Annotated in this window: 23 protein-coding genes; all 23 read right to left on the reverse strand. The window is 43.6% G+C overall.

Translation table 11 applies throughout. From position 1 onward, the window contains the following. Positions 1 to 86: 86 nt before the first annotated feature. The 23 genes from N5C46_RS04655 to N5C46_RS04765 all read right to left on the reverse strand — a co-directional run bounded on the left by N5C46_RS04655 (position 87) and on the right by N5C46_RS04765 (position 25,499). Positions 87 to 293 carry a YlzJ-like family protein gene (locus N5C46_RS04655; protein WP_034760106.1) on the reverse strand — a complete coding sequence of 69 codons (207 nt, stop codon included), beginning with the start codon at positions 291 to 293 and terminating at the stop codon, positions 87 to 89. Further along, entirely contained in the window at positions 290 to 1,024 is a 735-nt protein-coding gene (locus N5C46_RS04660; RefSeq protein WP_261752280.1) for a ClpP family protease, read from the reverse strand. The genes N5C46_RS04655 and N5C46_RS04660 overlap by 4 nt, the downstream gene beginning before the upstream one ends. Before the next feature lie 144 nt (positions 1,025 to 1,168). Further along, a complete protein-coding gene (locus N5C46_RS04665; RefSeq protein WP_261751126.1) occupies positions 1,169 to 2,836 on the reverse strand; it encodes a ribonuclease J in 1,668 nt (555 codons plus the stop codon). A gap of 275 nt (positions 2,837 to 3,111) precedes the next feature. Next, positions 3,112 to 3,957, reverse strand: coding sequence for a 4-hydroxy-tetrahydrodipicolinate synthase (dapA, locus tag N5C46_RS04670; protein ID WP_420720452.1), 846 nt, complete (start codon positions 3,955 to 3,957; stop codon positions 3,112 to 3,114). Positions 3,958 to 4,006: 49 nt separating this feature from the next. Continuing rightward, on the reverse strand, positions 4,007 to 5,245 hold the full coding sequence (gene dapG, locus N5C46_RS04675) for an aspartate kinase (RefSeq protein WP_261751128.1): 1,239 nt from the start codon (positions 5,243 to 5,245) through the stop codon (positions 4,007 to 4,009). An 87-nt stretch (positions 5,246 to 5,332) separates the two neighbouring features. After that, positions 5,333 to 6,382 carry an aspartate-semialdehyde dehydrogenase gene (asd, locus tag N5C46_RS04680; RefSeq protein ID WP_261752281.1) on the reverse strand — a complete coding sequence of 350 codons (1,050 nt, stop codon included), beginning with the start codon at positions 6,380 to 6,382 and terminating at the stop codon, positions 5,333 to 5,335. A gap of 199 nt (positions 6,383 to 6,581) precedes the next feature. Next, positions 6,582 to 7,175 (reverse strand): dipicolinate synthase subunit B, encoded by a 594-nt coding sequence (gene dpaB, locus N5C46_RS04685; RefSeq protein WP_261751129.1) that lies wholly within the window; start codon positions 7,173 to 7,175, stop codon positions 6,582 to 6,584. Further along, the gene (dpaA, locus tag N5C46_RS04690; RefSeq protein WP_261751130.1) at positions 7,172 to 8,074 is read right to left on the reverse strand and encodes a dipicolinic acid synthetase subunit A; all 903 of its coding nucleotides are present in this window, start codon (positions 8,072 to 8,074) and stop codon (positions 7,172 to 7,174) included. Before dpaA ends, dpaB begins: the two co-directional genes overlap by 4 nt. A 169-nt stretch (positions 8,075 to 8,243) precedes the next feature. Continuing rightward, positions 8,244 to 8,477, reverse strand: coding sequence for a YlmC/YmxH family sporulation protein (locus N5C46_RS04695; protein WP_261751131.1), 234 nt, complete (start codon positions 8,475 to 8,477; stop codon positions 8,244 to 8,246). Between the two features lie 119 nt (positions 8,478 to 8,596). Then, positions 8,597 to 9,838 (reverse strand): M16 family metallopeptidase, encoded by a 1,242-nt coding sequence (locus tag N5C46_RS04700; protein ID WP_261751132.1) that lies wholly within the window; start codon positions 9,836 to 9,838, stop codon positions 8,597 to 8,599. 28 nt (positions 9,839 to 9,866) lie between these two features. Further along, positions 9,867 to 10,871: a polysaccharide deacetylase family protein gene (locus N5C46_RS04705; protein ID WP_261751133.1), complete on the reverse strand. Its 1,005-nt coding sequence runs from the start codon at positions 10,869 to 10,871 to the stop codon at positions 9,867 to 9,869. Positions 10,872 to 11,014: 143 nt separating this feature from the next. After that, a complete protein-coding gene (pnp, locus tag N5C46_RS04710; protein WP_261751134.1) occupies positions 11,015 to 13,138 on the reverse strand; it encodes a polyribonucleotide nucleotidyltransferase in 2,124 nt (707 codons plus the stop codon). A 347-nt stretch (positions 13,139 to 13,485) separates the two neighbouring features. After that, on the reverse strand, positions 13,486 to 13,755 hold the full coding sequence (rpsO, locus tag N5C46_RS04715) for a 30S ribosomal protein S15 (protein WP_034760125.1): 270 nt from the start codon (positions 13,753 to 13,755) through the stop codon (positions 13,486 to 13,488). Positions 13,756 to 13,890: 135 nt separating this feature from the next. Next, positions 13,891 to 14,841, reverse strand: a complete 951-nt coding sequence (gene ribF, locus N5C46_RS04720; protein ID WP_261751135.1) for a bifunctional riboflavin kinase/FAD synthetase — start codon at positions 14,839 to 14,841, stop codon at positions 13,891 to 13,893. An 18-nt stretch (positions 14,842 to 14,859) separates the two neighbouring features. Further along, positions 14,860 to 15,765, reverse strand: coding sequence for a tRNA pseudouridine(55) synthase TruB (truB, locus tag N5C46_RS04725; RefSeq protein ID WP_261751136.1), 906 nt, complete (start codon positions 15,763 to 15,765; stop codon positions 14,860 to 14,862). Between the two features lie 100 nt (positions 15,766 to 15,865). Next, complete coding sequence (gene rbfA, locus N5C46_RS04730) at positions 15,866 to 16,234, reverse strand: 30S ribosome-binding factor RbfA (protein WP_060669663.1); 369 nt, start codon at positions 16,232 to 16,234, stop codon at positions 15,866 to 15,868. A 53-nt stretch (positions 16,235 to 16,287) separates the two neighbouring features. Further along, complete coding sequence (locus N5C46_RS04735; protein ID WP_060669665.1) at positions 16,288 to 16,566, reverse strand: DUF503 domain-containing protein; 279 nt, start codon at positions 16,564 to 16,566, stop codon at positions 16,288 to 16,290. Next, entirely contained in the window at positions 16,563 to 18,737 is a 2,175-nt protein-coding gene (gene infB / locus N5C46_RS04740; RefSeq protein ID WP_261751137.1) for a translation initiation factor IF-2, read from the reverse strand. The genes N5C46_RS04735 and infB overlap by 4 nt, the downstream gene beginning before the upstream one ends. Positions 18,738 to 18,757: 20 nt before the next feature. Next, entirely contained in the window at positions 18,758 to 19,060 is a 303-nt protein-coding gene (locus N5C46_RS04745) for a YlxQ family RNA-binding protein (protein ID WP_061809956.1), read from the reverse strand. Positions 19,061 to 19,070: 10 nt separating this feature from the next. Beyond that, positions 19,071 to 19,340 (reverse strand): RNase P modulator RnpM, encoded by a 270-nt coding sequence (gene rnpM / locus N5C46_RS04750; RefSeq protein ID WP_034760146.1) that lies wholly within the window; start codon positions 19,338 to 19,340, stop codon positions 19,071 to 19,073. A 12-nt stretch (positions 19,341 to 19,352) separates the two neighbouring features. Beyond that, positions 19,353 to 20,486, reverse strand: coding sequence for a transcription termination factor NusA (gene nusA, locus N5C46_RS04755; RefSeq protein WP_079531429.1), 1,134 nt, complete (start codon positions 20,484 to 20,486; stop codon positions 19,353 to 19,355). Positions 20,487 to 20,521: 35 nt separating this feature from the next. Then, positions 20,522 to 20,992: a ribosome maturation factor RimP gene (gene rimP / locus N5C46_RS04760; RefSeq protein ID WP_034760152.1), complete on the reverse strand. Its 471-nt coding sequence runs from the start codon at positions 20,990 to 20,992 to the stop codon at positions 20,522 to 20,524. A gap of 187 nt (positions 20,993 to 21,179) precedes the next feature. Further along, positions 21,180 to 25,499, reverse strand: a complete 4,320-nt coding sequence (locus N5C46_RS04765; RefSeq protein WP_261751138.1) for a PolC-type DNA polymerase III — start codon at positions 25,497 to 25,499, stop codon at positions 21,180 to 21,182. Positions 25,500 to 25,527 lie beyond the last annotated feature (28 nt).

The following is a 25,527-nucleotide window of genomic DNA, read 5'->3' on the forward strand; positions in this document are numbered from 1 at the left end:
AACCCTTCCCGTGAACTTTTTGTATATACTGTCTTCTGAGTAATATTATAGCATATCCACTATTTTGGGAAAATCCTCTTTCTCACTTAATTGTTTAGATATTCTCCTGGGCAAATTTGATCATTTAAGTAATGGGCGGGATCACTGCTCATGACCCTGATGATTCGATATTTGTTTTCCTCCTGCTGAACCAGAAGGGGAACGCCCTGATAGTTTATCATCATTTGACCGCTGAATTCACTTCCATCGGTGGGAAACACCAGATCATTGGGAACCATTGTATAGAGGATCATTGAACCAGACCCTCTTGTGAATCTGTCTGCTTCTTCATCTCGATCAATTCATTGATCTTCCTGATTGCCGACCCGATGCCCCCAATTCCATCGATCAATCCGTATTCCACCGCGTCATCCCCCACCACATTCGTACCTATATCCCTTGTGAGGTTTCCTTTTGCAAACATAAGGTCTTTAAAATCCTCTTCCGTGATATTGCTGTGCTTAGTGACAAAGCTGACTACCCGATCCTGCATTTTATCCAGATACTCAAATGTTTGGGGCACACCGATGACTAAACCGGTTAATCGAACAGGGTGGATCGTCATGGTAGCCGTACTTGCAATGAACGAGAAGTCGCAGGATACAGCGATTGGGACCCCAATGCTGTGTCCACCCCCAAGTACAACAGAAACAGTAGGTTTGGATAATGAGGCGATCATTTCGGAAATGGCCAGACCCGCTTCTACATCTCCCCCGACCGTATTCAGAATTACAACCAGCCCTTCGATCTTGGGATTTTGTTCAATGGCCACAAGCTGGGGGATGACGTGCTCATACTTTGTTGTTTTATTTTGAGGCGGAAGCTGCATATGTCCTTCTATCTGGCCTACAATGGTGAGGCAGTGAATATTGGAGTCTTGAGAAAGTTGTGGAACATTGGTTTGCCCCAGTTGTTGAATCTTTTCCATCAATCCAGAAGGTTTGTCTTTCTGATCATCCTGACCTTTATTTGGCTCATCATGCATATGTTCACGATTTTGTTCCATGAAAACATCTCCTTTTCATTCCCATTCTCTTGTTATTATTTTAATATGGGAGTGTTTTCATACTTTATTCTTTGTGTTCAAATAAATATGGGGCTATTTGTTCGAAACAAATAGCCCCACACTTTATACTTCCATGATGATCGGTAGAATCATCGGTCTTCTCCGTGTTTTATTAAATAGGAAATAATTTAGTTGATCCCGGATGTCCTGCTTGATCGCCGTCCATTCAAAAGAACCTTTTTGCAGATAGGAATGAACCACATCCGTCACGATCCCCCCTGCCCCTTCGATCAATTCCTCGGACTCCCTCACATACACGAATCCCCTGGAGATGATTTCAGGTCCTGAGACGATAGACTTGGATCTTCTGTTGATGGTGATGACAACCGTAAATACACCGTCTTCCGATAATAACTTACGATCACGAAGGACAATATTACCTACGTCCCCGACCCCGATCCCATCGATCAATACATTCCCCGCCTGAACACGGCCGCTCATTCTCATCTTACCATCCTTGTATTGAAGCACGTCTCCCTTATCCATGATAAAGATCTGCTTATAAGGTAGTCCGGTATCGTGGGCAAGCTGGGTATGGGCGACGAGCATTTTATATTCACCCTGGATCGGTATGAAGTACTTTGGTTTCATGATATTCAACATGAACTTTAAGTCTTCCTGACTCCCATGACCTGACACATGAACTTTTTTCGACGCGGTCAATACATTTGCCCCGGCTCTATAAAGCATATCGATCGTCCTCCCGACGATCACTTCCATGCCTGGGGAAGGCGTGGCGGTTATAAGGACCGTATCACCTTCTTCAATGTTTACTAGACGATGGGAACGCTTGGACATCCGTTGAAGCGCTTCAAACGGTTCCCCTTGAGTTCCTGTAGCTATGATGAGGACTTCATCTTTAGGATAATCCTCCATTTCGTCAATTCCGATGATCATTTCATCCCGGACATGAAGGTATCCGAGCTTCAAGGCCACATCATAGACTCTCTTTAAACTCTTCCCGACCACAGCCACTTTTCGATTATTCTGCTCAGCTGCATCAAATACCTGCTGAAGGCGAATTAAATTCGAAGCGAAGCATGCCACGATCACTCTCCCTGATGCTTTCCTCAAGGCGTTCGTGATATGTTGTTCGATGACCGACTCTGATGTTGTAAACCCTGGTCTCTCGGCCTCTTTACTGTCAGACAATAAACAAAGGACACCCTTCTCACCAATTTGCGCCATCTTGCCTAAATCCGGCCGGTAAAGATGCTTTGCCGATTGATCGAACTTGAACTCTCCTGTATGGACGATGACTCCTTCAGATGTATGTATGCAAACCCCGACTGAATCAGGAATACTGTGTGTGGTTTTAAAGAAGGTCACATTCACACCATCAAAAGTAAGGTAGCTATCAGAATGAATCGTATAAAACTTCACATCATCCCTGATATGTTCATCCTTCAGACGTGCCTTTACCAATGCATTCGTTAAGCGTGTCCCATAGACTGGAGCCTTGATCTTCGTTAAGACATATGAAATCGCCCCAATACTGTCTTCATGTCCATGAGTGAGGAAGATCCCTTTTACCCGTTCTTTATTTTCAATCAAATATTGAATGTCAGGAATGACGATATCGATCCCAAGCATTTCATTTTCCGGAAACATAAGTCCAGCGTCAATCACGAATATTTCATGGTCGACTTCAATCACGTACATGTTCTTGCCTATCTCTCCCACTCCCCCGAGTGGTATCACCTTAATGCTTTCATTCTTTATCTTACTCACCATTATGTCCTCCTATGCTGTTCCTTCCCCGATCTTCAATCAGTTATATTCATTATACTTGATACCATTTTGGTAGTACAACCAATTTTATCCTTCATATTCAGGATTAGGAAAAAGACTGCAATCATTTATTCTACGTTACTATTTCGATACGGTAAGAATAATTCCTTCTTCTTTTGAAGAATTATCTCTCTCAGGGTTATCCCTATTAGAAAGAACAAAAGACCGTGAAGGACATAGCTTCACAGTCTTTTGGATATCGCATGCGCATTATATTAAGATAAGGCTTCGAGTAAGTGAGAAAGTTTCGCCCTTTCTACTTCTGTCAGGGGGATCAGTGGCAACCGCACAGAGCCAACGTCCAGGCCTTTCATCTGGAGGGCCGTTTTGACCGGAGTGGGGTTGGGGCTTGTGAACAGGCCTTTCATGATCGGAAGGAGCTTTTGATGCAGCTGTGCTGCATGAGTGATGTTCCCTCCTAAAAAGGAAGATACCATTTCCTGCATCTCATTTCCGATGACATGGGATGCCACTGACACGATTCCCGCCCCGCCAATGGATAGTACCGGCAATGTGAGACCGTCATCACCACTGTATAACATAAAATCATCAGGCGTATGGGAAATGATTTCTGTCATGCTGTCCAGATCCCCACTTGCTTCTTTCACAGCAACGATGTTCTCAATCTTTGAGAGACGAATAATCGTTTCAGGTGAGACATTGACGCTTGATCTGCCCGGAATATTATACAGCATGACAGGTAAGGAAGTGGATTCTGCAATCACCTTAAAATGCTGGTACATTCCTTCCTGACTCGGCTTATTATAATAAGGCGCTACCAGCATGACGGCATCGACGCCTGCTTCCTCCGCCTTTTTAGTAAGTTCGATCGAAGCATGGGTGTTGTTGCTTCCCGTCCCGGCAATGACCGGAATTCTGCCATTCACCACTTTCACGACATGACGGAATAGTGCAATCTTTTCTTCTTTCGTTAAGGTGGGAGACTCCCCGGTAGTGCCTGCTACTACTAATGAATCCGATCCATTCTCGATCAGATAATGGATTAATTGCGTCGTTTTCGTAAAATCAATATTTCCTTTACGGTCAAATGGTGTAACCATCGCCGTAGAAACGCGGCCAAAATTCAATCTAGTCACTCTCCTCGTAAGTTTATCCCACTCTGAATGTAGCATTTCTTTCTTGTAATTGGAATGTATCATGAAGGGCATTGATGGCATTGATCAAGTCCATTTCCTTCACCAGTACCCAGATGGTCGTATGACTGTCTGCTGATTGAAGTATGCGAATCCCTTCGTTAGAAAGGGAAGAAACAATGGCAGAAGTCACCCCGGGTACCCCCGTCATTCCTGCTCCCACCACTGAGATCTTGGCACACTCCGATTCTATGATCGGGTTATGCCCGATCTTTCTTAAAACCCTGATGGCATCACCCGCTAGCGAAGAACCCACCGTGTACACGACACCTCTCGGGGAAATGTTAATGAAATCAACGCTGATCCCCTCTTTGGCCATGGCTTTGAACACTTCGGCCTGAAGATTGTACTGATCTTCCTTGGCGAATACTTTAATTTGGGTGAGATTGGATACGTGAGCGATCCCTGTGACGGGGTGACTCCTGAACTCTTTATGGGCCTTCGTATTTTCAAGTGTCGTCACAAGAGTTCCTTCTCCATTTGAATAGGTTGAACGAATCCGTATCGGCACATTCGAATTCATGGCAATTTCAACCGCCCGTGGATGGATTACCTTCGCTCCCTGATATGCCATATTACACACTTCATTATATGAAACCACCGTTATCGGTCTTGCTTTGGAAGAAATACGTGGATCCGCAGTCATGACCCCTTCCACATCTGTGAAAATATCGATGTAGTCCGCTTTTAATGCGACACCAAGAGCAGAGGCGGAGGTATCGCTCCCCCCTCTTCCAATGGTCGTCACATCCCCGTCCTTGGTCGCTCCCTGAAAACCTGCCACTACGACGGCATCATGTTGTTCCAGTTCCCTTACCAACCGGCTGCATTTCATCTCTATGATTTTCGCATTGTTAAAATCGTTATTCGTCCGGAACCCTGCCTGAGCGCCGGTCAAGGCAGTCGATCTGATTCCATGCTCGAGAAGCATATTGGAAAATACCAGACTCGAAATGATCTCTCCACAGGATAGTAAAAGGTCCTGTTCCCGTTTACTGATTGAAGTGTTTCTGCCACCGATTAAGGACAATAGGGAATCTGTGGCGTAGGGTTCCCCTTTCCTTCCCATTGCTGAGACGACCACCACCACTTTATACCCTTTATCGATTGCTTGTTTCGTGTGGGCGATTGCCTTTAGACGACTTGCCTCATCACGTACAGAAGTTCCACCAAATTTTTGAACGATCACTTTCATGACTACACCTCGTTGTCATATTCAAGAGGTATCTGAAAAACGATTAGTGGAATTATGCAGATTAATTGCTGAAATGATTCCTCTTCATTACTTAATTAGCCCAAGATTCATTAAACTTTCTGCAATTTGAACAGAGTTCCAGGCAGCTCCCTTCAGTAAGTTGTCAGAGACAACCCACATATGGAACCCTCTTTCTTCATCAAGATCTTTGCGGACGCGGCCCACAAATACATCCGGCTTACCTACGGCATGAGCAGGCATCGGATAGATCTGTTCTTCAGGTACGTCTTCCAGGGTTACCCCGGGTGCATCTTGAAGAAGTGCGTGGATATCTTTCACCGAAACAGAATCCTTCTCAATTTCAATATATACACTTTCGGAGTGACCTGTTACAACCGGTAATCTGACACATGTCGCTGATACCTTCAGAGAAGGCATATGCATGATCTTTTTCGTTTCATTGATCATTTTCATTTCTTCGAATGTAAAGCCGTTTTCCTGAAATGTATCAATTTGAGGAATGGCATTATAAGCAATCTGATAATGCTTTTTGTCTCCTTTTACAGGTAACACACCAGGTTCAAATGATTCACCGGATAAAATGGCCTGTGATTGGGCGTGAAGTTCATCAATGGCAACGGCACCGGCACCTGAAACGGCTTGATAGGTGGATACGATTACTTTCTTCAAGCCATACTGCTTACGTATCGGCTCGAGTGCTGCAACCATTTGAATCGTCGAACAGTTCGGATTCGCAATGATTCCGTTGTGAAGCTTAATGTCCTCTTCATTCACTTCCGGGACGACAAGTGGAACATCCGGATCCATTCGATAGGCACTCGTATTGTCGACTACGACTGCACCGCGTTTTACGGCTTCAGGAGCAAGAAGTTTTGATACACTTCCACCTGCACTAAATAAAGCGATGTCGACCCCTTCGAAACTTTCGGGCTTCGCTTCTTCAACCGTCCATTCTTTGCCTTTAAATAGGACCGTGGAGCCTGCAGAACGTGCTGATGATAATAAAGTCAATTGTTTTATTGGAAAATCCCTTTTTTCTAGTGTTTGAAGCATCTGCTGTCCGACGGCACCGGTGGCACCCACAACAGCTACATGAAAACCCGTTGTATTCAAAATCTTCTCTCCTTCCAACCATTCAATATTCTCATAGTACAATAGGTAAGTTAATTTAGTCTATTACTATAATAAAGAATATTTTAACATAAACAATTATTCGACAATAGGATTTTTTATAGATGATACCGGGTTCGTCTATCTATACATGCATGAAAAGAAGGTCATCTGAATTTCCCGTGGGGATGACCTTCTTCCTGAATTAATCTAAATATCTTTCGATGACGACGGGTTGTAGCTGATGCCCTTCCATGGCCGCTTCGATCGTTTCTTGAATCAATGTCATCCTGGCAACCATCGACTTTGGTTTACTTTCAGGTGCATCCTGCCCAAACGGAATAAAATAAATATCTTTCGTTGAAATCAATCTCATCAGATTAATACCATTTAAACCCAGAGCATCATTTGTGGAAATTCCGAGTACTACAGGGCGGTGGTTACGCAGGGTTGCTTTTGCTGCCATTAACACAGGGGAATCGGTCATTGCATTGGCAAACTTACTCATTGAATTACCCGTCAATGGGGCAATCACCATGCAATCCAGTGGAATCTTCGGCCCAAGTGGTTCTGCTTTGACGATTGAATCGATCACTTTATGTCCAGTTACGTCTTCGATACGTTTGATCCAATCTTCTCCCTTACCGAATCTTGTTTCCGTATTCATAACGGTAGATGTCACAATCGGCATAACTTCCGCTCCATTATTCACTAATCTCTCAATTTCCGGGAACACGGCATCATACGTACAATGAGATCCTGTGAGACCAAACCCGATACGTTTTCCTTTCACACTCATGATGAACTCTCCTTTCCTGAATCAAAATCTTCCTCTAATAATTGACAAAGAACATTCGCCAGGATCTGTCCTGCCGTCTTCGGTGCTACGATCCCTGGGAGCCCAGGGGCCAATAATGCTTTAATCCCGCGCTTTTCTGCATAACGAAAATCTGTACCTCCAGGCTTTGAAGCCAAATCGATAATTAATGTATGGGCAGGCATTTTGGCTATGACGCCAGCCTTCACAATGTGCACTGGAATTGTATTAATACAAATATCACAATTCTCAACTTCCTTTTCCAAATCGTCCAAATGGAATGGCACTAGCCCCATTTCGGTCACCCTGGCCAAGTGCTCGCTTTTGCGTACTCCGACCTTCACCCTTCCACCTAAATGATGAAATGTCCTTGCAACGCTCATACCCACTCTGCCGAGACCCAATATCACGATGTCGGAGCCGTGGATCGTAAAGTCTGTATGTTGAATAGCCATCATAATCGTTCCCTCTACTGTAGGGATGGAGTTATAGATGGCAACGTCGTCTCTTTCAAACAACTGAACAAGTTTGCGGTTCGTTGAAGACATGATTTGGTCCAAATACGCATTACTAATTCCTGAATAGATCGTACAGTGCTCTGGCGTTTCAGATACAATTTCTTCCGTTAACGTGATTTTCTCATTTGAAAAAATCGTATCGATTTCTCCTTGTAGATTCGTGCCGGGTACAGGTAAAATAATGGCATCCATCATTGAAAAGTCCACTTCATCGAGTTTTTCCTTGGTGGCTCCTGTAAAGGCATGATCTAATTGTTCAAAGCCTACGAGTGATATTTTGGCATCCAACTCCGTAAGCTTTCGAATAATCTCAAGTTGACGAGCATCTCCGCCTAGAACTGCGATCTGCATTCCGGTCAGCATCACTGATTTCACCTACTTTTTACATAATCGCTATTCTAAATCCCTTTTCACTTCAACAGTGTATGTTGCACAGACCCAATGGGTGAGAATAAAAGCACGTATGGTCCTTTGGAAATCAGGCAAAATAAAAAACGGGTCAGGACCCGTTTCGTTTTGATGCAGTATTGAATTAGTCTTCCGAGACTTCCAATATGATCATATCTGCCCCGATTGTCCTGATCTGATGCCAGGGTACCCGGATTTCTCCCCCCTGCTTCCTCAGCCATTTCCCGGTGGGTATGATGAGTGCACTGATGCTGCCCGACTTATCATTAAATTCAAGATCTGTCTGCCCCAGGATGCCAAGCCGCTCCGCTTTTTTATAATCAACGATTTCCTTCCCGCTTAATTCACTTAACCTCATGATCGTATCCCCCTAAAAATAGCTGTGTAGTACAATGTATACACTGTCCACCTTCTTTAGAAGAAAAAATTTCATGATCCATAAAGAAAAGCAGACCTCCTGAGGTCTGCTTTTCACGTTCATTTTTTTATGTTTTGAGGCAGGTTTCCATCCGGGCTGATGAGTGAGGAAGCATAGTCATCAGTGAAGATGTCCAAAGCCAGACGATTGACTTTATCCATGGTCACACCATCGATTTCTTCGACGATTTCATCCAGGGTCCGGTGTCGTTTCAGCAATAATTCATTCTTTCCGTTCCTGCTCATACGGCTATTGGTGCTTTCTAAGCTCAGCATAAGGTTTCCTTTTAACTGCTCTTTGCTGTTTTGCAGCTCTTTAGAGGTGATCCCTTCTGCTTTAAGAGCTTGCAATGTACTGTCAATGGTATCAAATAATTGATCTAATTGATTGGCCCCCGTTCCCCCATAAATGGTCACCATCCCGCTGTCTTCGTAAGCGGAATGATAGGAAAATACGGAATAGGCAAGTCCTCTCTGTTCGCGAACCTCCTGGAACAGGCGGGAAGACATACTGCCACCCAATACGTTATTCAGCACAATCAAATTGTAAATGTCGGGGTGACCGATCTCAAGACCATCGAATCCTAAGCATAAATGTGCCTGTTCCGTATCTTTCTTACGGGCAAGCTTATTGTAATGAAAAGCAGGTTTGATTCTCTCTTCCGGCCCTTTTCCACCTTCATATGAACCGAATAACTTCTCAACCTCTTTGATGAATGACTCATCCACATTTCCGGCAACGGATACCACAACTTGATCCGGTGTGTACATATCATGCATGTATTCCTTCAGTTTGGACTGATTAAATGTGTTCAGTGTATCTTCCGTTCCCAAGATCGGATATCCGAGTGGATGCTCTTCATAAATGGCTTTACTGAGTAGATCATGTACAATATCGTCAGGTGTGTCTTCATACATTTTGATTTCCTCATACACCACATTTTTTTCTTTATTCAATTCCTCTTCTACATAAGTGGAATTGAAAAACATATCTGACAGTGTATGTAATGCATAATCTGCATGATTGTCCAATACTTTTGCATAATAGCACGTATATTCCTTTGAAGTAAACGCATTAACCTGTCCGCCTATGCTATCAAAAGATTCGGCTATTTCACGTGCCGTCTTGGTCTTTGTGCCTTTAAAAAACATATGCTCAAGAAAATGGGAGATCCCATTATTTTGTTCGGTTTCATTACGTGAGCCGGTACCAATCCAGACCCCTATCGCTACGGATCGAACGTGTGGAATTTCTTCCAGTACGATGCGCAATCCATTTTGGCATGTATATTTCTTAATCAAGAAAGTTCCTCCTATTCATGATGCGAAGTTACTGCTTCTTCTTACTATCTCCTTGTTGTGGTGAATTATCTGCCTTTTCTACGATTCTCTCTTCTTTCACTAAGCTTGAAATCGTACCCAGCCTTAAGTTTTTTTCTTTTATTTGAAGAATCAGCGTGTTCAATGAATTGGCTGTTGAAGCAGTCGGATGCATGAGCACAATCGCCCCCTTGTGCATCTTACCCATTACACGATCAATCAGCACATTGGGTTGTGGTTTCTGCCAATCAATCGTGTCCACACTCCACATGATCGTCCTCATATTCATTTCATCTGCAATATGAACGACTTCATCCCTGTAGCTGCCGCTTGGGGGAGCAAACCATTTTACTTTTTCGCCAGTGGTCACTTCAATCATTTCATTTGTTTTTTTCAATTCTTCTCTTACCTTGGTGGCATCAAGCACTTTCATATCAGGATGGGAATACGAGTGATTCCCCACCTCATGCCCTGCATCCACAATCATCTTCGCCAGGTCCGGGTTATTCTTCACCCATCTCCCCTCTAGAAAGAACGTAGCATATACCTGATGCTTTTTCAAAGTTGCAAGCATATCAGGGATGTATTCATTCCCCCAGGCTACATTGATAATAAAGGACACCATGGGCTTATCAGGATTCCCACGATAGACGGGAGAGGCAGGTAAATCAGGCAAATGCTTTTCAGGAGGGATTTGTTTGTAGATCAGCTTGTCTTCATCAAACGATTTCTCTTTCTTCATGTTTTGTAAAGAAGCCTCTACATCTACTTTCAATCCATTATATCCAGGTGTAGCTTTCCATACGGTATCTATCACAGCATCCTGAGCCGGTATCTCTCTTGATTTGGCTTCCTCTTTTATTATACGGGTGAGGTCGTTTGTGCTGTTTACGCCATTCACTACTACCGCCTCTTGTTTTAACCCGTTTACATACTGATCTGATAGAGGATTCTCCACAACTACTAAAGTCAGAATAGCAATTAGACTAATTCCAATCAAGTATTTTTTTTCCATCCCTGTCCACCTTCCTTCTCCTACAAACATATGTAAGAAAAGAACACGGTAGAACATGGGGCATTAAAGCTCATCGAACAGATAAAAAAAGCCGTCCCGGAGGAGAGTTTGCTCCCTACAGGACAGCCTGCCAATCTTAAAGATTAACCCTGGTTTTGTTCTTCCTTTTCACGCTGTTCCTTAAGAACTGCTTTTCGTGATAAGTTGACTCTTCCTTGATTATCGATATCCAGAACCTTAACAAGGATCTCGTCACCGATCGCCACTACATCTTCCACCTTGCGGATGCGTTCTTCTGCAAGTTCAGAGATATGGACAAGTCCATCTTTACCACTGAAGATTTCTACAAATGCACCGAATTTCTCAATTCGTTTCACTTTCCCAAGATACATTTGTCCAGCTTCCACTTCTCTAACGATATCTTCAATCGTTTTCTTAGCCACTTTATTCATCTCTTCATCAGTAGATGAGATGAAGATCGTTCCGTCCTGCTCAATATCAATCTTAACGCCTGTTTCGTCGATGATCTTATTGATCTGCTTACCACTTGGTCCGATGACGTCGCGGATTTTATCAGGGTTAATATGCATGGTCAGGATTTTAGGAGCATATTGGGACAGGCTCGTTCTAGCTTCACCGATTGTCGCTAACATGCTATCAAGAATCTGCATTCTTCCCTTTTTCGCTTGTTGAAGTGCTTCTTCCAGAATTTCGCGGGATAACCCATCAATTTTGATATCCATTTGAAGAGCGGTTACACCTTTGGCAGTACCGGCTACTTTAAAGTCCATGTCACCAAGGTGATCTTCCATTCCTTGAATATCTGTCAGGATGGAATAGTTTTCACCTGACTTGATCAGACCCATTGCAATCCCTGCTACTGGTGCTTTAATAGGAACACCGGCGTCCATCATCGCGAGTGTACTTGCACAAATGCTTGCCTGAGAAGTCGATCCGTTTGATTCGAGTACTTCTGATACAAGTCGGATTGTATAAGGAAAGTCTTTTTCGTTTGGAATAATTGGATCCAGAGCCTTTTCTCCCAGAGCTCCGTGTCCGATTTCACGACGGCCCGGTCCTCTGATCGGTCCAGTTTCCCCTACACTGAATTGAGGGAAATTGTAATGATGCATGAATCGTTTTGATTCTTCGATCCCTAAACCATCAAGGACCTGTACATCTCCAAGAGCACCCAATGTACAAATGCTTAATGCCTGGGTTTGTCCGCGTGTGAACAATCCTGAACCATGCGTTCTGGGAAGTAATCCAACCTCTGAAGAAAGTGGACGGATTTCATCGACTTTACGGCCATCCGGACGCACTTTGTCTTCTGTTATGAGACGACGGACTTCATTCTTCACAAGTTTGTCCATTACTTTCTTCACTTGCTTCAGGGTAGCTTCATCCGCTTCCTTCTCTTCTTCATATACAGCCATCACTTTATTCTTTACTGCTTTGATTGCTTCTTCACGAGCATGCTTTTCCTGGACCTGAATGGCAGGAATCAATTCACTTTCACATAAGGAACGAACTTCTGCTTCAACGTCTTGATCTAATTCAACAAGTTGAATTTCAGATTTTTCTTTCCCGACTTTAGCGACGATTTCCTCCTGGAAAGCAACCAGACGCTTAATTTCTTCATGACCGAACATGATCGCTTCAAGCATCGTCTCTTCCGGAACCTCATCCGCACCCGCTTCTACCATATTAATGGCGTCTTTCGTACCGGCAACGGATAAATGAATCTCACTCTTCTCCAACTGCTCGACAGAAGGGTTAATGATGAATTCTCCATCAACAAGACCAACGATGACTCCTGCAATCGGACCTTCGAACGGAATATCTGAAACCGACAGCGCTAATGAAGAACCAAACATAGCTGCCATTTCGGATGAACAATTCTGGTCTACACTCATCACAATGCTGATTACTTGAACTTCATTACGGAATCCATCTGCGAACAATGGTCGGATGGGACGATCGATTAAGCGGCTCGCAAGGATGGCTTTCTCACTCGGGCGGCCTTCACGTTTAATAAATCCTCCAGGGATTTTACCCACTGCATATAATCTCTCTTCATAGTTAACGGTTAATGGGAAGAAATCCAAAGGCTTTGGCTCTTTAGATGCTGTAGCACTGCTAAGTACCGCAGTATCTCCATAACGTACCATTACCGCTCCATTCGCTTGTTTGGCAAATTGGCCAACTTCGACCGTCAATTCTCTTCCGGCCCATTCGATGGAAAAGGTTTGTTTAGTTTGTTCCATAAAGTGTACCCCTCTCTTTATATATCACTAAAAGGTTCGGCCTGTACCCAACCCGGATAAACATAAAAAATTAATCTATATCATGCACATATGCGCTGTTATATTCGTTTGATTTGAATGCCTGTTGACTATGTAAATACAGGATGTTGCATCAAAGCGGGTGCCTGACCCGTTAGACGATGGGTCACCTTCCACATTGGATACATATTATGTATTTTAGACAAAAACGAGAAAAATGAATACTTCAAATGATGAAAATGTATAAAAAGAAGTGGAGGATCATACAAAGATTTCCACTTATGAAAGCTAAAGAAAAAGCGGGACATAATCCCGCTTCCTTTGTCTGTTTATCGACGTAAACCTAATTTGTTAATTAACTCACGGTAGCGTTGTACATCTTTCTTACGTAAGTAAGATAATAGATTACGACGGTGACCTACCATTTTAAGAAGACCGCGACGAGAGTGGTGATCTTTCTTGTGAACGCGTAAGTGATCGTTCAGGTTGTTAATTTCTTCAGTTAGGACAGCAATTTGAACTTCTGGAGATCCAGTATCGTTCTCATGTACTTTGTATTCACTGATAAGTTCGTTTTTACGCTCTTTAGTGATAGCCATCCTTTTCACCTCCTAGTAATTTCTTTCAAATCCCCTGTTACTGAGCAGCCGTTGGTGAATCGTGATGCCAAGCAAAGGTTCATTTCATACGATATTTAGAATACTACTCTTTTAAATAAAAATCAAGTGTAATCCTTAATTTTTCGTAAAGTAGTCTATCGCCTGGTCCTTATCTTTCTGGATTTGGGAGATTAGCTCCTCTATTCCGGAAAATTTCTGTTCGTCCCTTATTCTATCATACCATTCAATGAACACTTCTTCTCCGTAAATGGAAGTGTGGAAATCGAAAAGATGGACTTCGATGGTCAAAGAATAGTCGTCGGGATTTTTAAAGGTTGGCTTGTACCCGATGTTGCACACACCATCGAACCATTTATCATGGATTTTCATTCTGACCGCATAAACCCCCACCTTAGGGGTCAGGTAGTCATCGGAGAGTTCGATATTAGCTGTAGGGAACCCGATTTTCCTCCCTCTTTTATCTCCGTGAATGACCGTTCCCTTCATTTTGAACGGTCTGCCAAGGAGATTTTTCACCCTGGATACGTCGCCTTCTTTAAGGTTCTCCCTTATCAAGGAAGAACTCACTTTCAAATCGAGATCAGCATCTGTCAACTTTGAAACGGTCGTGGAGCCGAACATATCGCGGGAATGGAAGGGCAGGGTCTCCATCGTCCCCTTCCCCATCCTGCCATATGAATAATCATATCCTGCTACGACATGCCTTACGTTAAGGCCGATAATATATTGATCGACGAAGTCCTGAGGAGTCAGATTTGCAAATTCTGACGTAAACCGGACAATGAATAAATAATCCACACCGAGTTCCTTTATGATCTCTTTCTTATCTTCCAAGGGTGTTATGTAGTGGATATGCTTGTGTTTATGACCCAGTACAACGGAAGGATGGGGATCAAATGTCATGACCGCACTCGAAACGTCCTGTTCCTTCGCTTCTTCCACTGCTGCCCTGATTACCCTTTGATGTCCTTTATGAACGCCATCGAAGTATCCCAGAGCGAGTACCAGGGGTGGAAAATCATTCTTACTAATTGAATGGGGATGATGTACAGTTATTACTTTCACAGTATTTCACCTTTTTCACTAGTCGTTGAAAAGCACTTTGACAGGCTTGATGATCCCAGGCTTGTCAGGATGCCTCTGATAAATGGCGATGGCCTTGCCTTTATGCTCCATCACTACGGAACCGTCCTGCCAGTCCTCAGGCTCTTCAAGGCGTGCTCCGTTCTTCACTTTCTCTGCTAATGTATCACTAATCGGCATTTTCGGCAAATGAGAAAGCCCCATCTCCAGTGGAAGAAGAAGGTTTTGCGGATCTTCATTCTGAACAAACTCTTGTATCTGTTCAAACGTGAAACAATCTTCTTTTCTAAAACTGGCTGATTGCGTACGCGTAAGGGCGGACATATGAGCCGGATACCCCAGACCGTTCCCGATTTCAACGGCAAGCGTCCTTACATAAGTCCCTTTCCCACACACCACTTCAAAGGTGAATGAAGGATGATCAACGTCTAACTCATTCCACTCCTCCAGTAATTGCAGCTTGTGGATGTGCACAGTCCTTGAAGGTCTTTCGACTTCTATGCCCTGTCTCGCATATTCATATAATCGCTTTCCATTCACTTTGACTGCCGAAAACATTGGAGGGGTCTGGATGATGTCCCCAGTCAGACTTTGCAGGATTTCTTCGACCTCCATCCTTCTGATGATCCGGTCCACCTTCTTTTCTTCAACCTTCTCTCCCCAAGCGTCTTCAGTTGTGGTGGAATACCCGATCGTGACTTCTCCTTCATAGGTCTTTCCGGATGCTGTTATATACTCCGCTATCTTGGTTGCCCTCCCGATGCAAATGGGCAGGACACCCGAGACTTCAGGGTCCAGGGTACCGGTATGGCCGACTTTTTTAGTTCTGAGGAGTTTCCTTAACTTAAAGACACAATCATGGGACGTCATTCCCCTTGGCTTCCATAAGGGCAGGATACCATTCATCTATATTTCCTCCTGTATGTATTGTATTTAGTCCATATTTATAAAACATAAAGGGCTGATCCTCTGGAATTGTACTTCCGTCCGGATCAGCCCTTTCTTATTACTCTTCTGTATCTTTAGACTCTTCTGGTTCATCTTGAACTTTTCTTAATAAAGATTCAATATGGTTACCATAATCAATCGATTCATCAAACTCAAAAATAATTTCAGGTGTTTTACGCAGGCGGATTCTCTGTCCCACTTCAGAACGGATGAAACCTTTTGCCTTTGCAAGACCTTTAAGAGTATTCTCTCTTTGGTCTTCCCCACCCAGAACGGTAATATACACTTTTGCCTGTTGTAAGTCCCCGGATACTTGAACATCTGTAACCGTTACAAAGCCAATACGTGGATCCTTTATTTTTCGTCCGATAATATCGCTGAGCTCTTTTTTCATTTGCTCGCTAACACGATTCGCACGATGGCTCATCAATATCACCTCTTATATGTCGTTAATGGTTATACGTTGATATAAGGCGCTCCTTATAGTGACTCGATTTGGGTTTCCAGTCGTTCCCACTCAGGAAAAGAATCCATGAATTTCAATGCATGTTCAATCTCTCTTTCACTCGCTCCTTTGGAAGAAGCCACAGTGACGATGGCAATCCTTGTACGCTGCCATACATCCTGATGTCCGATTTCAGAAACCGATACATTGAATTTTTGTTTAAGACGTGACATGACCCTTTGCAGGACGGCCCGCTTATCTTTTAATGAGTGAGAGTCATAAATCATGCACTCACATTCAACATATGTGATCATTTACGTGTAATTTCCTCCATGATGAAGGCTTCGATGACGTCGCCTTCCTTCACATCATTGAAGTTCTTGATTGTAATTCCACATTCGTAACCTCTGGCTACGTCTTTTGCATCATCCTTAAAGCGCTTAAGGGCATCGAGTTCCCCTTCAAAGATAACGATTCCGTCACGAATCAGACGAACTCCACTATCGCGAGAAATCTTACCTTCTGTTACATAGCTTCCCGCAATCGTACCGACTTTAGACACTTTAAATGTTTGACGCACTTCCGCCTGACCGATGATCTTCTCTTCAAACTCAGGGTCAAGCATCCCTTGCATGGCTGCTTCGATCTCTTCCATTACCTTATAGATAATGCGGTGCAATCGAATTTCTACACCCTCTGCTTCGGCAGTACGCTTGGCATTGACGTCAGGTCGCACATTAAATCCGATTACAATGGCATTTGAAGCGGACGCCAGTGTAATATCAGATTCATTGATCGCCCCTACGCCTGTGTGGATGATCCGGATATTAACACCTTCCACTTCAATCTTCATTAATGAAGCGGCCAGTGCCTCAACCGATCCTTGAACATCCGCTTTAAGCACAAGGTTAAGATCCTTCATTTCTCCCTGTTTCATTTGTTCGAACAGGTTCTCAAGACTTACCTTAGATTTCTCTCCACGCTGGGCTTGAAGCGCCTGTGATGCACGGGCTTCACCAACGGAACGAGCTGTTTTCTCATCCTCGAATACGACGAAGCGATCCCCTGCTTGAGGAACATCATTCAATCCCGTGATTTCTACAGGAGCAGAAGGGCCTGCTTCTTTCACACGGCGACCAAGGTCATTGACCATAGCACGGACACGCCCGAATGTATTACCTACTACAATTGGATCCCCTACTTTTAACGTTCCATTTTGAACGAGTAAAGTCGCAACCGAGCCACGGCCCTTGTCCAATTGAGCTTCAATGACTGTTCCTTGTGCAAGACGATTCGGATTTGCTTTAAGCTCTTCCACTTCACTTACAAGAACGATCATTTCAAGCAGGTTGTCGATTCCTTCACCAGATAATGCAGATAATGGAACGAAGATTGTGTCTCCACCCCATGCTTCAGGAACCAATTCGTATTCTGTCAATTCCTGCATGACACGATCCGGGTTGGCAGCTTCTTTATCCATCTTATTGACAGCAATGATGATCGGAACTTCAGCCGCTTTCGCATGGTTGATTGCTTCAACCGTTTGAGGCATCACACCGTCATCGGCAGCTACTACGATGATAGCAATGTCCGTCACTTTGGCACCGCGTGCACGCATAGTCGTGAAAGCAGCATGCCCAGGAGTATCAAGGAATGTGATTTTCTTTCCTTCCACTTCAACTTGATAAGCACCGATATGCTGGGTGATTCCGCCAGCTTCCCCTGCTGTCACTTTCGTGTTGCGGATTGAGTCGAGAAGCGTTGTTTTACCATGATCGACGTGACCCATGATGGTGACGACAGATGGACGTTCTTCTGTTTGCTCTTCTGTATCTTCAGTGAAATACACTTCAAGATCGGTCGCGTCTACCTTGATCTCTTCTTCCACTTCGACTCCGTATTCCCCTGCAATCAATTCAATCGAATCTTTATCCAATTCCTGATTGATGGTTGCCATGACACCAAGCATGAATAGTTTTTTGATGATTTCAGATGGTTCTTTGTGAAGCTTTTTGGCAAGTTCTGAAACCGTCAGTGATTCTGAGAATGTGATCTTTGATGGAAGCTCTTTTTTCTTCGCAGGCGTTTGCTGTTGAGGAGCCTGTTTGAAATTTTTGTTTTGCTTATTTTGTTTGTTATTTCTGTTTTTGTTGTTGTTATTATTATTATTGAAGACCTTCTTCTCCTTTGATTGGTTCTGTTGATCGTGTTTTTTTCCTTCACGACTTTTCGGTGCTGTCTTTACTTTTTCCTTGTTCGGAGCTTCGTCTGACTTGGATGCACTTGAATTAGATTCTTTCGTGGCTTTATTCCCCTGCCCTTTTGAATCCCCTTTGTACATTGCATCTAATTTTGTTACTGCGTCATCTTCTATAGTTGCCATATGGTTTGATACCTCAATATTCAGTTGCTTTAATTTTTCGATCACATCTTTACTTGAAACATTGTATTTCTTTGCATATTCATATACACGCATCTTGCTCATATGTTCACCCCCACTGAGATTCAATCGAGCAGTTCGGATAATTTTTTGGCAAAGCCGGCATCCATTACCGCGACGACCACCCTTGCCTCTTTTCCAATGGCTTGACCTAAGTCATGCCTGTTTTCCACTAAGCATACCGGGACATGATACGATTTACATTTGTCCGTGATTTTCTTGTTTGTATTAGCAGAAGCATCTTTGGAAAGAATGACAAGTTTCGCTCGTCCACTACGAACTTCTTTAATAACAAGCTCTTCACCTGAAATAATCTTACGTGCCCGATTCGCCAATCCTAAAAGTGACATCCAACGATTCTGATTCATACGCTAAACGTTACTCCTTCTCTACAAGGCTAATCAATTCATCGTAAAGAGATTCATCTATTTTCGCTTGTAATTGATTGGCTAAAGTATTTTTCTTTTTAGCTAATAAAATGACGTCTTTATCCTTCGAGAGATAGGCTCCACGTCCTGATTTCTTACCGGTAGGATCGATGGAAACCTCCCCTTCTTTAGACCTGACAATCCGTATCATTTCTTTTTTCGGCTTCATTTCACCCGTTGCCACACATTTGCGCAAGGGGATCTTCTTATTTACACCCATCATGCCCACCTCTTAATCTTGATTTTCGAAATCAATATTTAAAGGCTCGTTGTCATACTCGTCCTCTTCATCCTGAGGCAAAAATGCCTCTTCACGAGGATATAATCCTAATTCGCGTGCATCTGTTTCGCTCTTGATATCAATCTTCCAGTTTGTCAATTTAGCTGCAAGACGAGCGTTTTGACCACGTTTACCGATTGCAAGTGACAGTTGATAGTCAGGAACCACGACTCTGGTTGCCTTATCTTCTTCATTCACCTGTACATCCAGTACTTTAGAAGGACTTAAAGCATTGGCTACGAATGTCACGGGATCTTCCGACCACTGGACGATATCGATCTTTTCACCTTTTAGTTCGTTCACGATCGCCTGTACACGGGCACCTTTGGTACCCACACACGCACCTACTGGATCCACTTCAGGGTTTTCTGCGTGAACCGAAATTTTGGAACGGTCCCCGGCTTCGCGTGCAACCGATTTGATTTCTACCGTTCCGTCAAATATTTCAGGAACCTCGATTTCAAATAGTCGCTTCAATAAGCCCGGGTGTGTTCGTGAAACAAAGATTTGAGGACCTTTTGTCGTCTTTTCGACCTTTGTGATGAACACCTTGATCCGGTCATGAGGTTTGTATGTTTCGTTAGGCATTTGCTCACTCACCGGCAGGAGGGCTTCAATCTTCCCTAAGGCCACATAGATGAATCGATTATCCTGACGTTGAACGATACCAGTCATGATGTCTTCTTCCCGGTCCACAAATTCGGAATAGATAATTCCTCTCTCTGCTTCCCTCACTCGCTGGGTCACAACCTGTTTAGCCGTCTGAGCGGCAATGCGTCCGAAATCCTTAGGAGTCACTTCAAGTTCAACAACGTCTCCCACTTCGTAGCTTGGGTTGATTTCACCGGCATCTTCGACGGAGATCTCAAGACGGGAATCGAACACTTCATCCACGACTTCCTTACGGGCGAAGACTCTCATCGTCCCCGTATCAAGGTTAAGGTCTACACGGACATTTTGTGCCTGGTTGAAATTTCGTTTATAAGCTGACACAAGTGCCGCTTCAATGGCTTCAATGATGACATCTCTTGCAATGCCTTTTTCTTTCTCTAAAACAGTTAGAGCATCTAATAACTGAGTGCTCATGGTGGTTTCATCCCCCTTTATAGTGCGGTTAGTTCCTATGAAAATGTAACAGCCAGTCGTGCGATGGCTATCTTATCTGTTGGAATTTCAACCTTCTTCTTTCGAGTCTTAATGGTTACTTCTAATGATAATTGGTCTGAAGTATAGGAAAGAAGTGTTCCTTCGAATGCTTTTTCGCCGTTCAATGGCTCATATGTTTTCACATAAACATTTTTGCCGATGGCTTTTTCGAAGTCCTTGTCTTTCTTTAAAGGACGTTCAGCACCCGGTGAAGAAACTTCTAAAAAGTAATTATGAGGAATTGGGTCAATTTCATCTAACTTTTCACTAAGTCTTTCACTTACTATTCCGCATTCTTCAATGTCAACACCGGAATCCTTGTCGATGAATATGCGAAGAAACCAATTGGATCCTTCTTTAACATATTCCATATCAATGAGTTCCAAAGACATGTCGTCTAAGATTGGTGTAACAATTTCTTCTACTAGTGTTGTTATTTTGCTCATACTTACCTCCTGGTCTATATGAAAATCGTGCACCAAGACTAGAAATGATAGTTCAAAAAATGTCCATGTAATAACGAAAGAGTGGGGTGCGACCCCACTCTTCTACCTTTAGAGCTATCTTTAGTATTTCCAATAAAAATATACCATAATCAACATGTTTATGCAAACAATTCCCATGATATCAGTCTTAGAACAGAGATAATTGGTTCTTATCCGGCAATGCTTCCAGGCATCCGTGATTATCCAGATACTCGATAATGGTCTTGGACACGCGGCCCCTTTGCTGAAGATCTTCTTTAGATAGAAATTCCCCATCCTGTCTTGCGTTCACAATATTGATGGCAGCATTGGTTCCAAGTCCGGGTATGGAGTTGAACGGCGGGATCAAAGTATCTCCATCGATCACAAATTCAGCAGCCGCTGAACGGTACAGATCAACTTTCTGGAATTTATAGCCCCGTTCGCACATTTCCAGTGCCAACTCCAGAACCGTTAACGTATTCTTTTCTTTCGGTGATGCATCCAGGCCTTTACTATTGATGTCCTCGATCTTGGCTCTTACAGCCTGTGATCCTCTTACCATCGCTTCAATATCAAAATCTTCCGCACGAACGGTAAAATAAGCGGCATAGTAAAGCAGTGCATGGTGTACCTTAAAGTATGCAATACGAACAGCCATTAATACATATGCGGCAGCATGGGCTTTCGGAAACATATACTTGATCTTCAGGCAGGAATCGATATACCAATCCGGTACCCCGTTCTTCTTCATCTCTTCTACCCATTCATCCTGCAGACCTTTTCCTTTACGCACAAATTCCATGATCTTAAAGGCAAGTGAAGGTTCAAGTCCCTGATAGATCAGGTAAACCATGATATCGTCACGACACCCGATCACTTCGCTCAGATTACAGATGTTGTTATGGATGAGCTCTTGTGCATTCCCCAGCCATACATCTGTACCGTGGGAAAGGCCTGAAATCTGGACCAGCTCGGAGAACGTTGTCGGCTTTGTATCTTCAAGCATCTGTCGGACGAATCTCGTACCGAATTCAGGGATTCCGAGTGTCCCGGTCTTACACATGATTTGATCTTCCGTCACACCCAGGGATTCTGTACCGCTGAAGATCTTCATCACTTCAGGATCATCGGTAGGGATCGTCTTCGGATCGATCCCGGATAAATCTTGAAGCATACGGATGACAGTAGGGTCATCGTGTCCAAGGATATCCAGCTTCAGTAGATTGTCATGGATGGAATGGAAATCAAAATGCGTCGTTTTCCATTCGGAATTCGAATCATCCGCAGGAAATTGGATAGGTGAGAAATCAAAGATATCCATATAATCAGGTACAACGATGATTCCTCCAGGATGCTGCCCGGTTGTTCTCTTGACACCGGTGCATCCACTTACCAAACGGTCAATTTCCGCTCCACGGATCTGAAGCTGATGATCATTCGCGTATCCTTTTACATACCCGTAGGCAGTCTTTTCCGCCACTGTACCGATTGTACCTGCACGATATACATTGTCTTCCCCGAAAAGAACCTTTGTATAGTTATGGGCGTTCGGCTGATACTCCCCTGAGAAGTTCAAATCGATATCCGGAACCTTGTCTCCTTTGAACCCGAGGAAGGTTTCAAACGGTATATCATGACCGTCTTTCTTATAAGGAACCCCGCAATCCGGACAGTCCTTATTCGGCAGGTCGAAGCCCGATCCGACTGACCCATCATCAAAGAACTCAGAATTCTTGCAGGACGGACAGACGTAATGAGGTGGCAGTGGATTTACTTCGGTGATCTCTGTCATGGTCGCTACGAAAGAAGATCCGACCGATCCACGTGAACCAACGAGATAACCATCGTCCAACGATTTCTTAACCAGCTTATGAGAGATCAGATAAATGACGGCGAAACCGTGTCCGATGATACTTTTTAACTCTTTTTCGATCCTGGCTTCGACAATTTCCGGGAGATTTTCTCCATAGATGCTTTTCGCCATGGCATAACTCATCCGGCGCATTTCCTCGTCGGCACCTTCGATTTTCGGTGTATAGAGATCGTCCCTGATCGGCTTAATGACATCTACCATATCAGCAATCTTATTCGAATTATCCACTACGATCTCTTTTGCCGTTTCTTTCCCAAGGAAAGAGAAAGCATCGAGCATTTCATTCGTTGTTCTAAAATGGACGTCAGGAAGTTCATGACGATTCAATGGATTGGCTCCACCTTGTGACCCCACGAGGATCTTCCGGTATATTTTATCCGTTTCATTTAAATAATGAACGTTACCAGTTGCCACGACAGGCTTATCCAGTTTCCTTCCCAGCTCAACGATGTTTTGGATGATATCTTCCAGGTTTTTCTGACTTTGCACGAGATCCAATTCAATCAAATGCTGGTACACTTCTTTAGGATGAACTTCCAGATAATCGTAGAAATGGGCCTTTTCCTCTACCTCTTCTTTCCCTTTCTGCATCATCCCTTCGAATACTTCTCCTTTATCACAACCTGAACCTACGAGGATTCCCGTACGGTACTTTTGCAGTTGGGAACGCGGAATGCGCGGTACCCGGAAGAAATAATTCATATGAGAAATGGAAACAAGTTTATAAAGATTTTTCAGTCCTTCTTCCGTCTGGGCAATCAATGTACAGTGATACGGCCTTGATCGTTTATACGCATCACCTTTCCCCATATAATCATTGAATTGATTATGGTTCGTGATCCCTTTTTCGACTGCATCTTTCAACATCTTCAAAAGGAGATACCCCGTTGTTTCTGCATCATAGATGGCGCGGTGATGCTGGGTCAGTTCGATATCGAATTTCTTCGCCAGTGTATTCAGACGGTGATTCTTAAATTGCGGATAAAGCAGTCTTGCAAGCTCCAATGTATCAATTACGGGGTTGGAAGCTTTCTCGATACCGGCTTTTTGATACCCGGCATTCAAGAATCCCATATCAAAGGATGCATTATGGGCGACCAGGATATCATCCCCCACCCATTTATGATATTTGAGAAGGACATCATTGATCTCGGGAGCAGTCTGTACCATGTCATCCGTAATGCCCGTCAATTCAATCGTCGTGGCAGATAACGGATGGTGAGGGTTCGCAAATGACTCGAATTTATCAATGACCTCTCCATCTTTAATTTTCACCGCGGCGAGTTCAATGATGGTGTCGTATACTGCAGAAAGCCCCGTCGTTTCCACGTCAAATACAATATAGGTGCTGTCTTCGAGGGGAAGGTCGCGATCATTGTAGGCTATCGGCACCCCATCATCGACAAGATTGGCTTCCACACCATATAACAGTTTAATATCGTTTTTCTTACTTGCGTTATACGCTTCCGGGAAGGATTGTGCAACAGCATGATCTGTTATCGCAACCGCTTTATGGCCCCATTTTTTCGCTTGGGATACAAGGCTTGCAACAGAAGAGACGGCATCCATTTGGCTCATTGGAGTATGCATGTGCAGCTCTACTCTTTTTTCATCTGCCGGGGCAGTATCAAGTCTCAGTACCGGCTTGATTTCATTTACATCATTGGCAATCATCACGAGGTCCCGAACAAAGGTATCGTTTTGTATGCTTCCGCGGCAGCGGACCCACATACCTTTTTTCATGTTGTTCATGACTGCTGCGTCCTCTTTATCCCTGGAGAACATTTTGACCAGTATCGAGCTTGAGTAATCGGTCACCTTGAATGTAAGCAGGGTGCGTCCGCTTCTGAGTTCTCTTGTTTCACAGTCAAACACATACCCTTCAATGGCGATACGGCGCTCTTCGTCATAAATTTCTTCGATTTTTCGGAAGTCAGCATCGTCCTTGATCGTAAGCCCAAGCATGAATGGCCCACTCGGTGCATCACTTGGACCCTCTTTTTCTGCTTTTTCCATTTCAATAAGTGCCTGTTTTGCTCGTTCCTGATCCTCTTTGAGCTTTTCTTCCAAAAACTTCTCATATTCATTACTTTGTTCTTCCACTTGACTTACCTCGGCATCGAGAACAAATCTGGGAAACCCGAAATTTTCGAAAGTGGAGGTGATGATATCTCCGTATTTTCTTTTTAGCTGTGTCGCTTCTGTGTCATTTGAAGCCTGAACAATGATTTTGTTTCCATTGATCTTCGGCTTTTGGGTATTTAATAATTTTAGTAAGGGTGGTGATATCCCTTGAATTTCTTTTACACAGTCCTGCCAATAATCTAAAATATGCTGATCCGTCACATTGGGATTCAACACTTTGATTGAATAGCTTACATTGGCAATGTGTTTAAAGGATGTTTGCAGTGCAATGGAAAATTTACTCCACACGTTACAAGGGATGATTTCTTCAAACGTGAAGTAAAAATGCCATTTCTTTTCCTTGCGGTACACTGCCAATTTCTCAATTTCCGCATGTCTGAAGTACTGCACAAAGGCATCCTCTGTTAAGCCTAACTGTTGCAGCAGCAATTGAAACCTTTCCCTTTTGCCCAGGGGCTTTTCTTCCATATTCCTTTCCCCCATTTCTACTCTTGAA

It is taken from the genome of Rossellomorea vietnamensis (assembly GCF_025398035.1).
Taxonomy (GTDB): Bacteria; Bacillota; Bacilli; order Bacillales; family Bacillaceae_B; genus Rossellomorea; species Rossellomorea vietnamensis_B.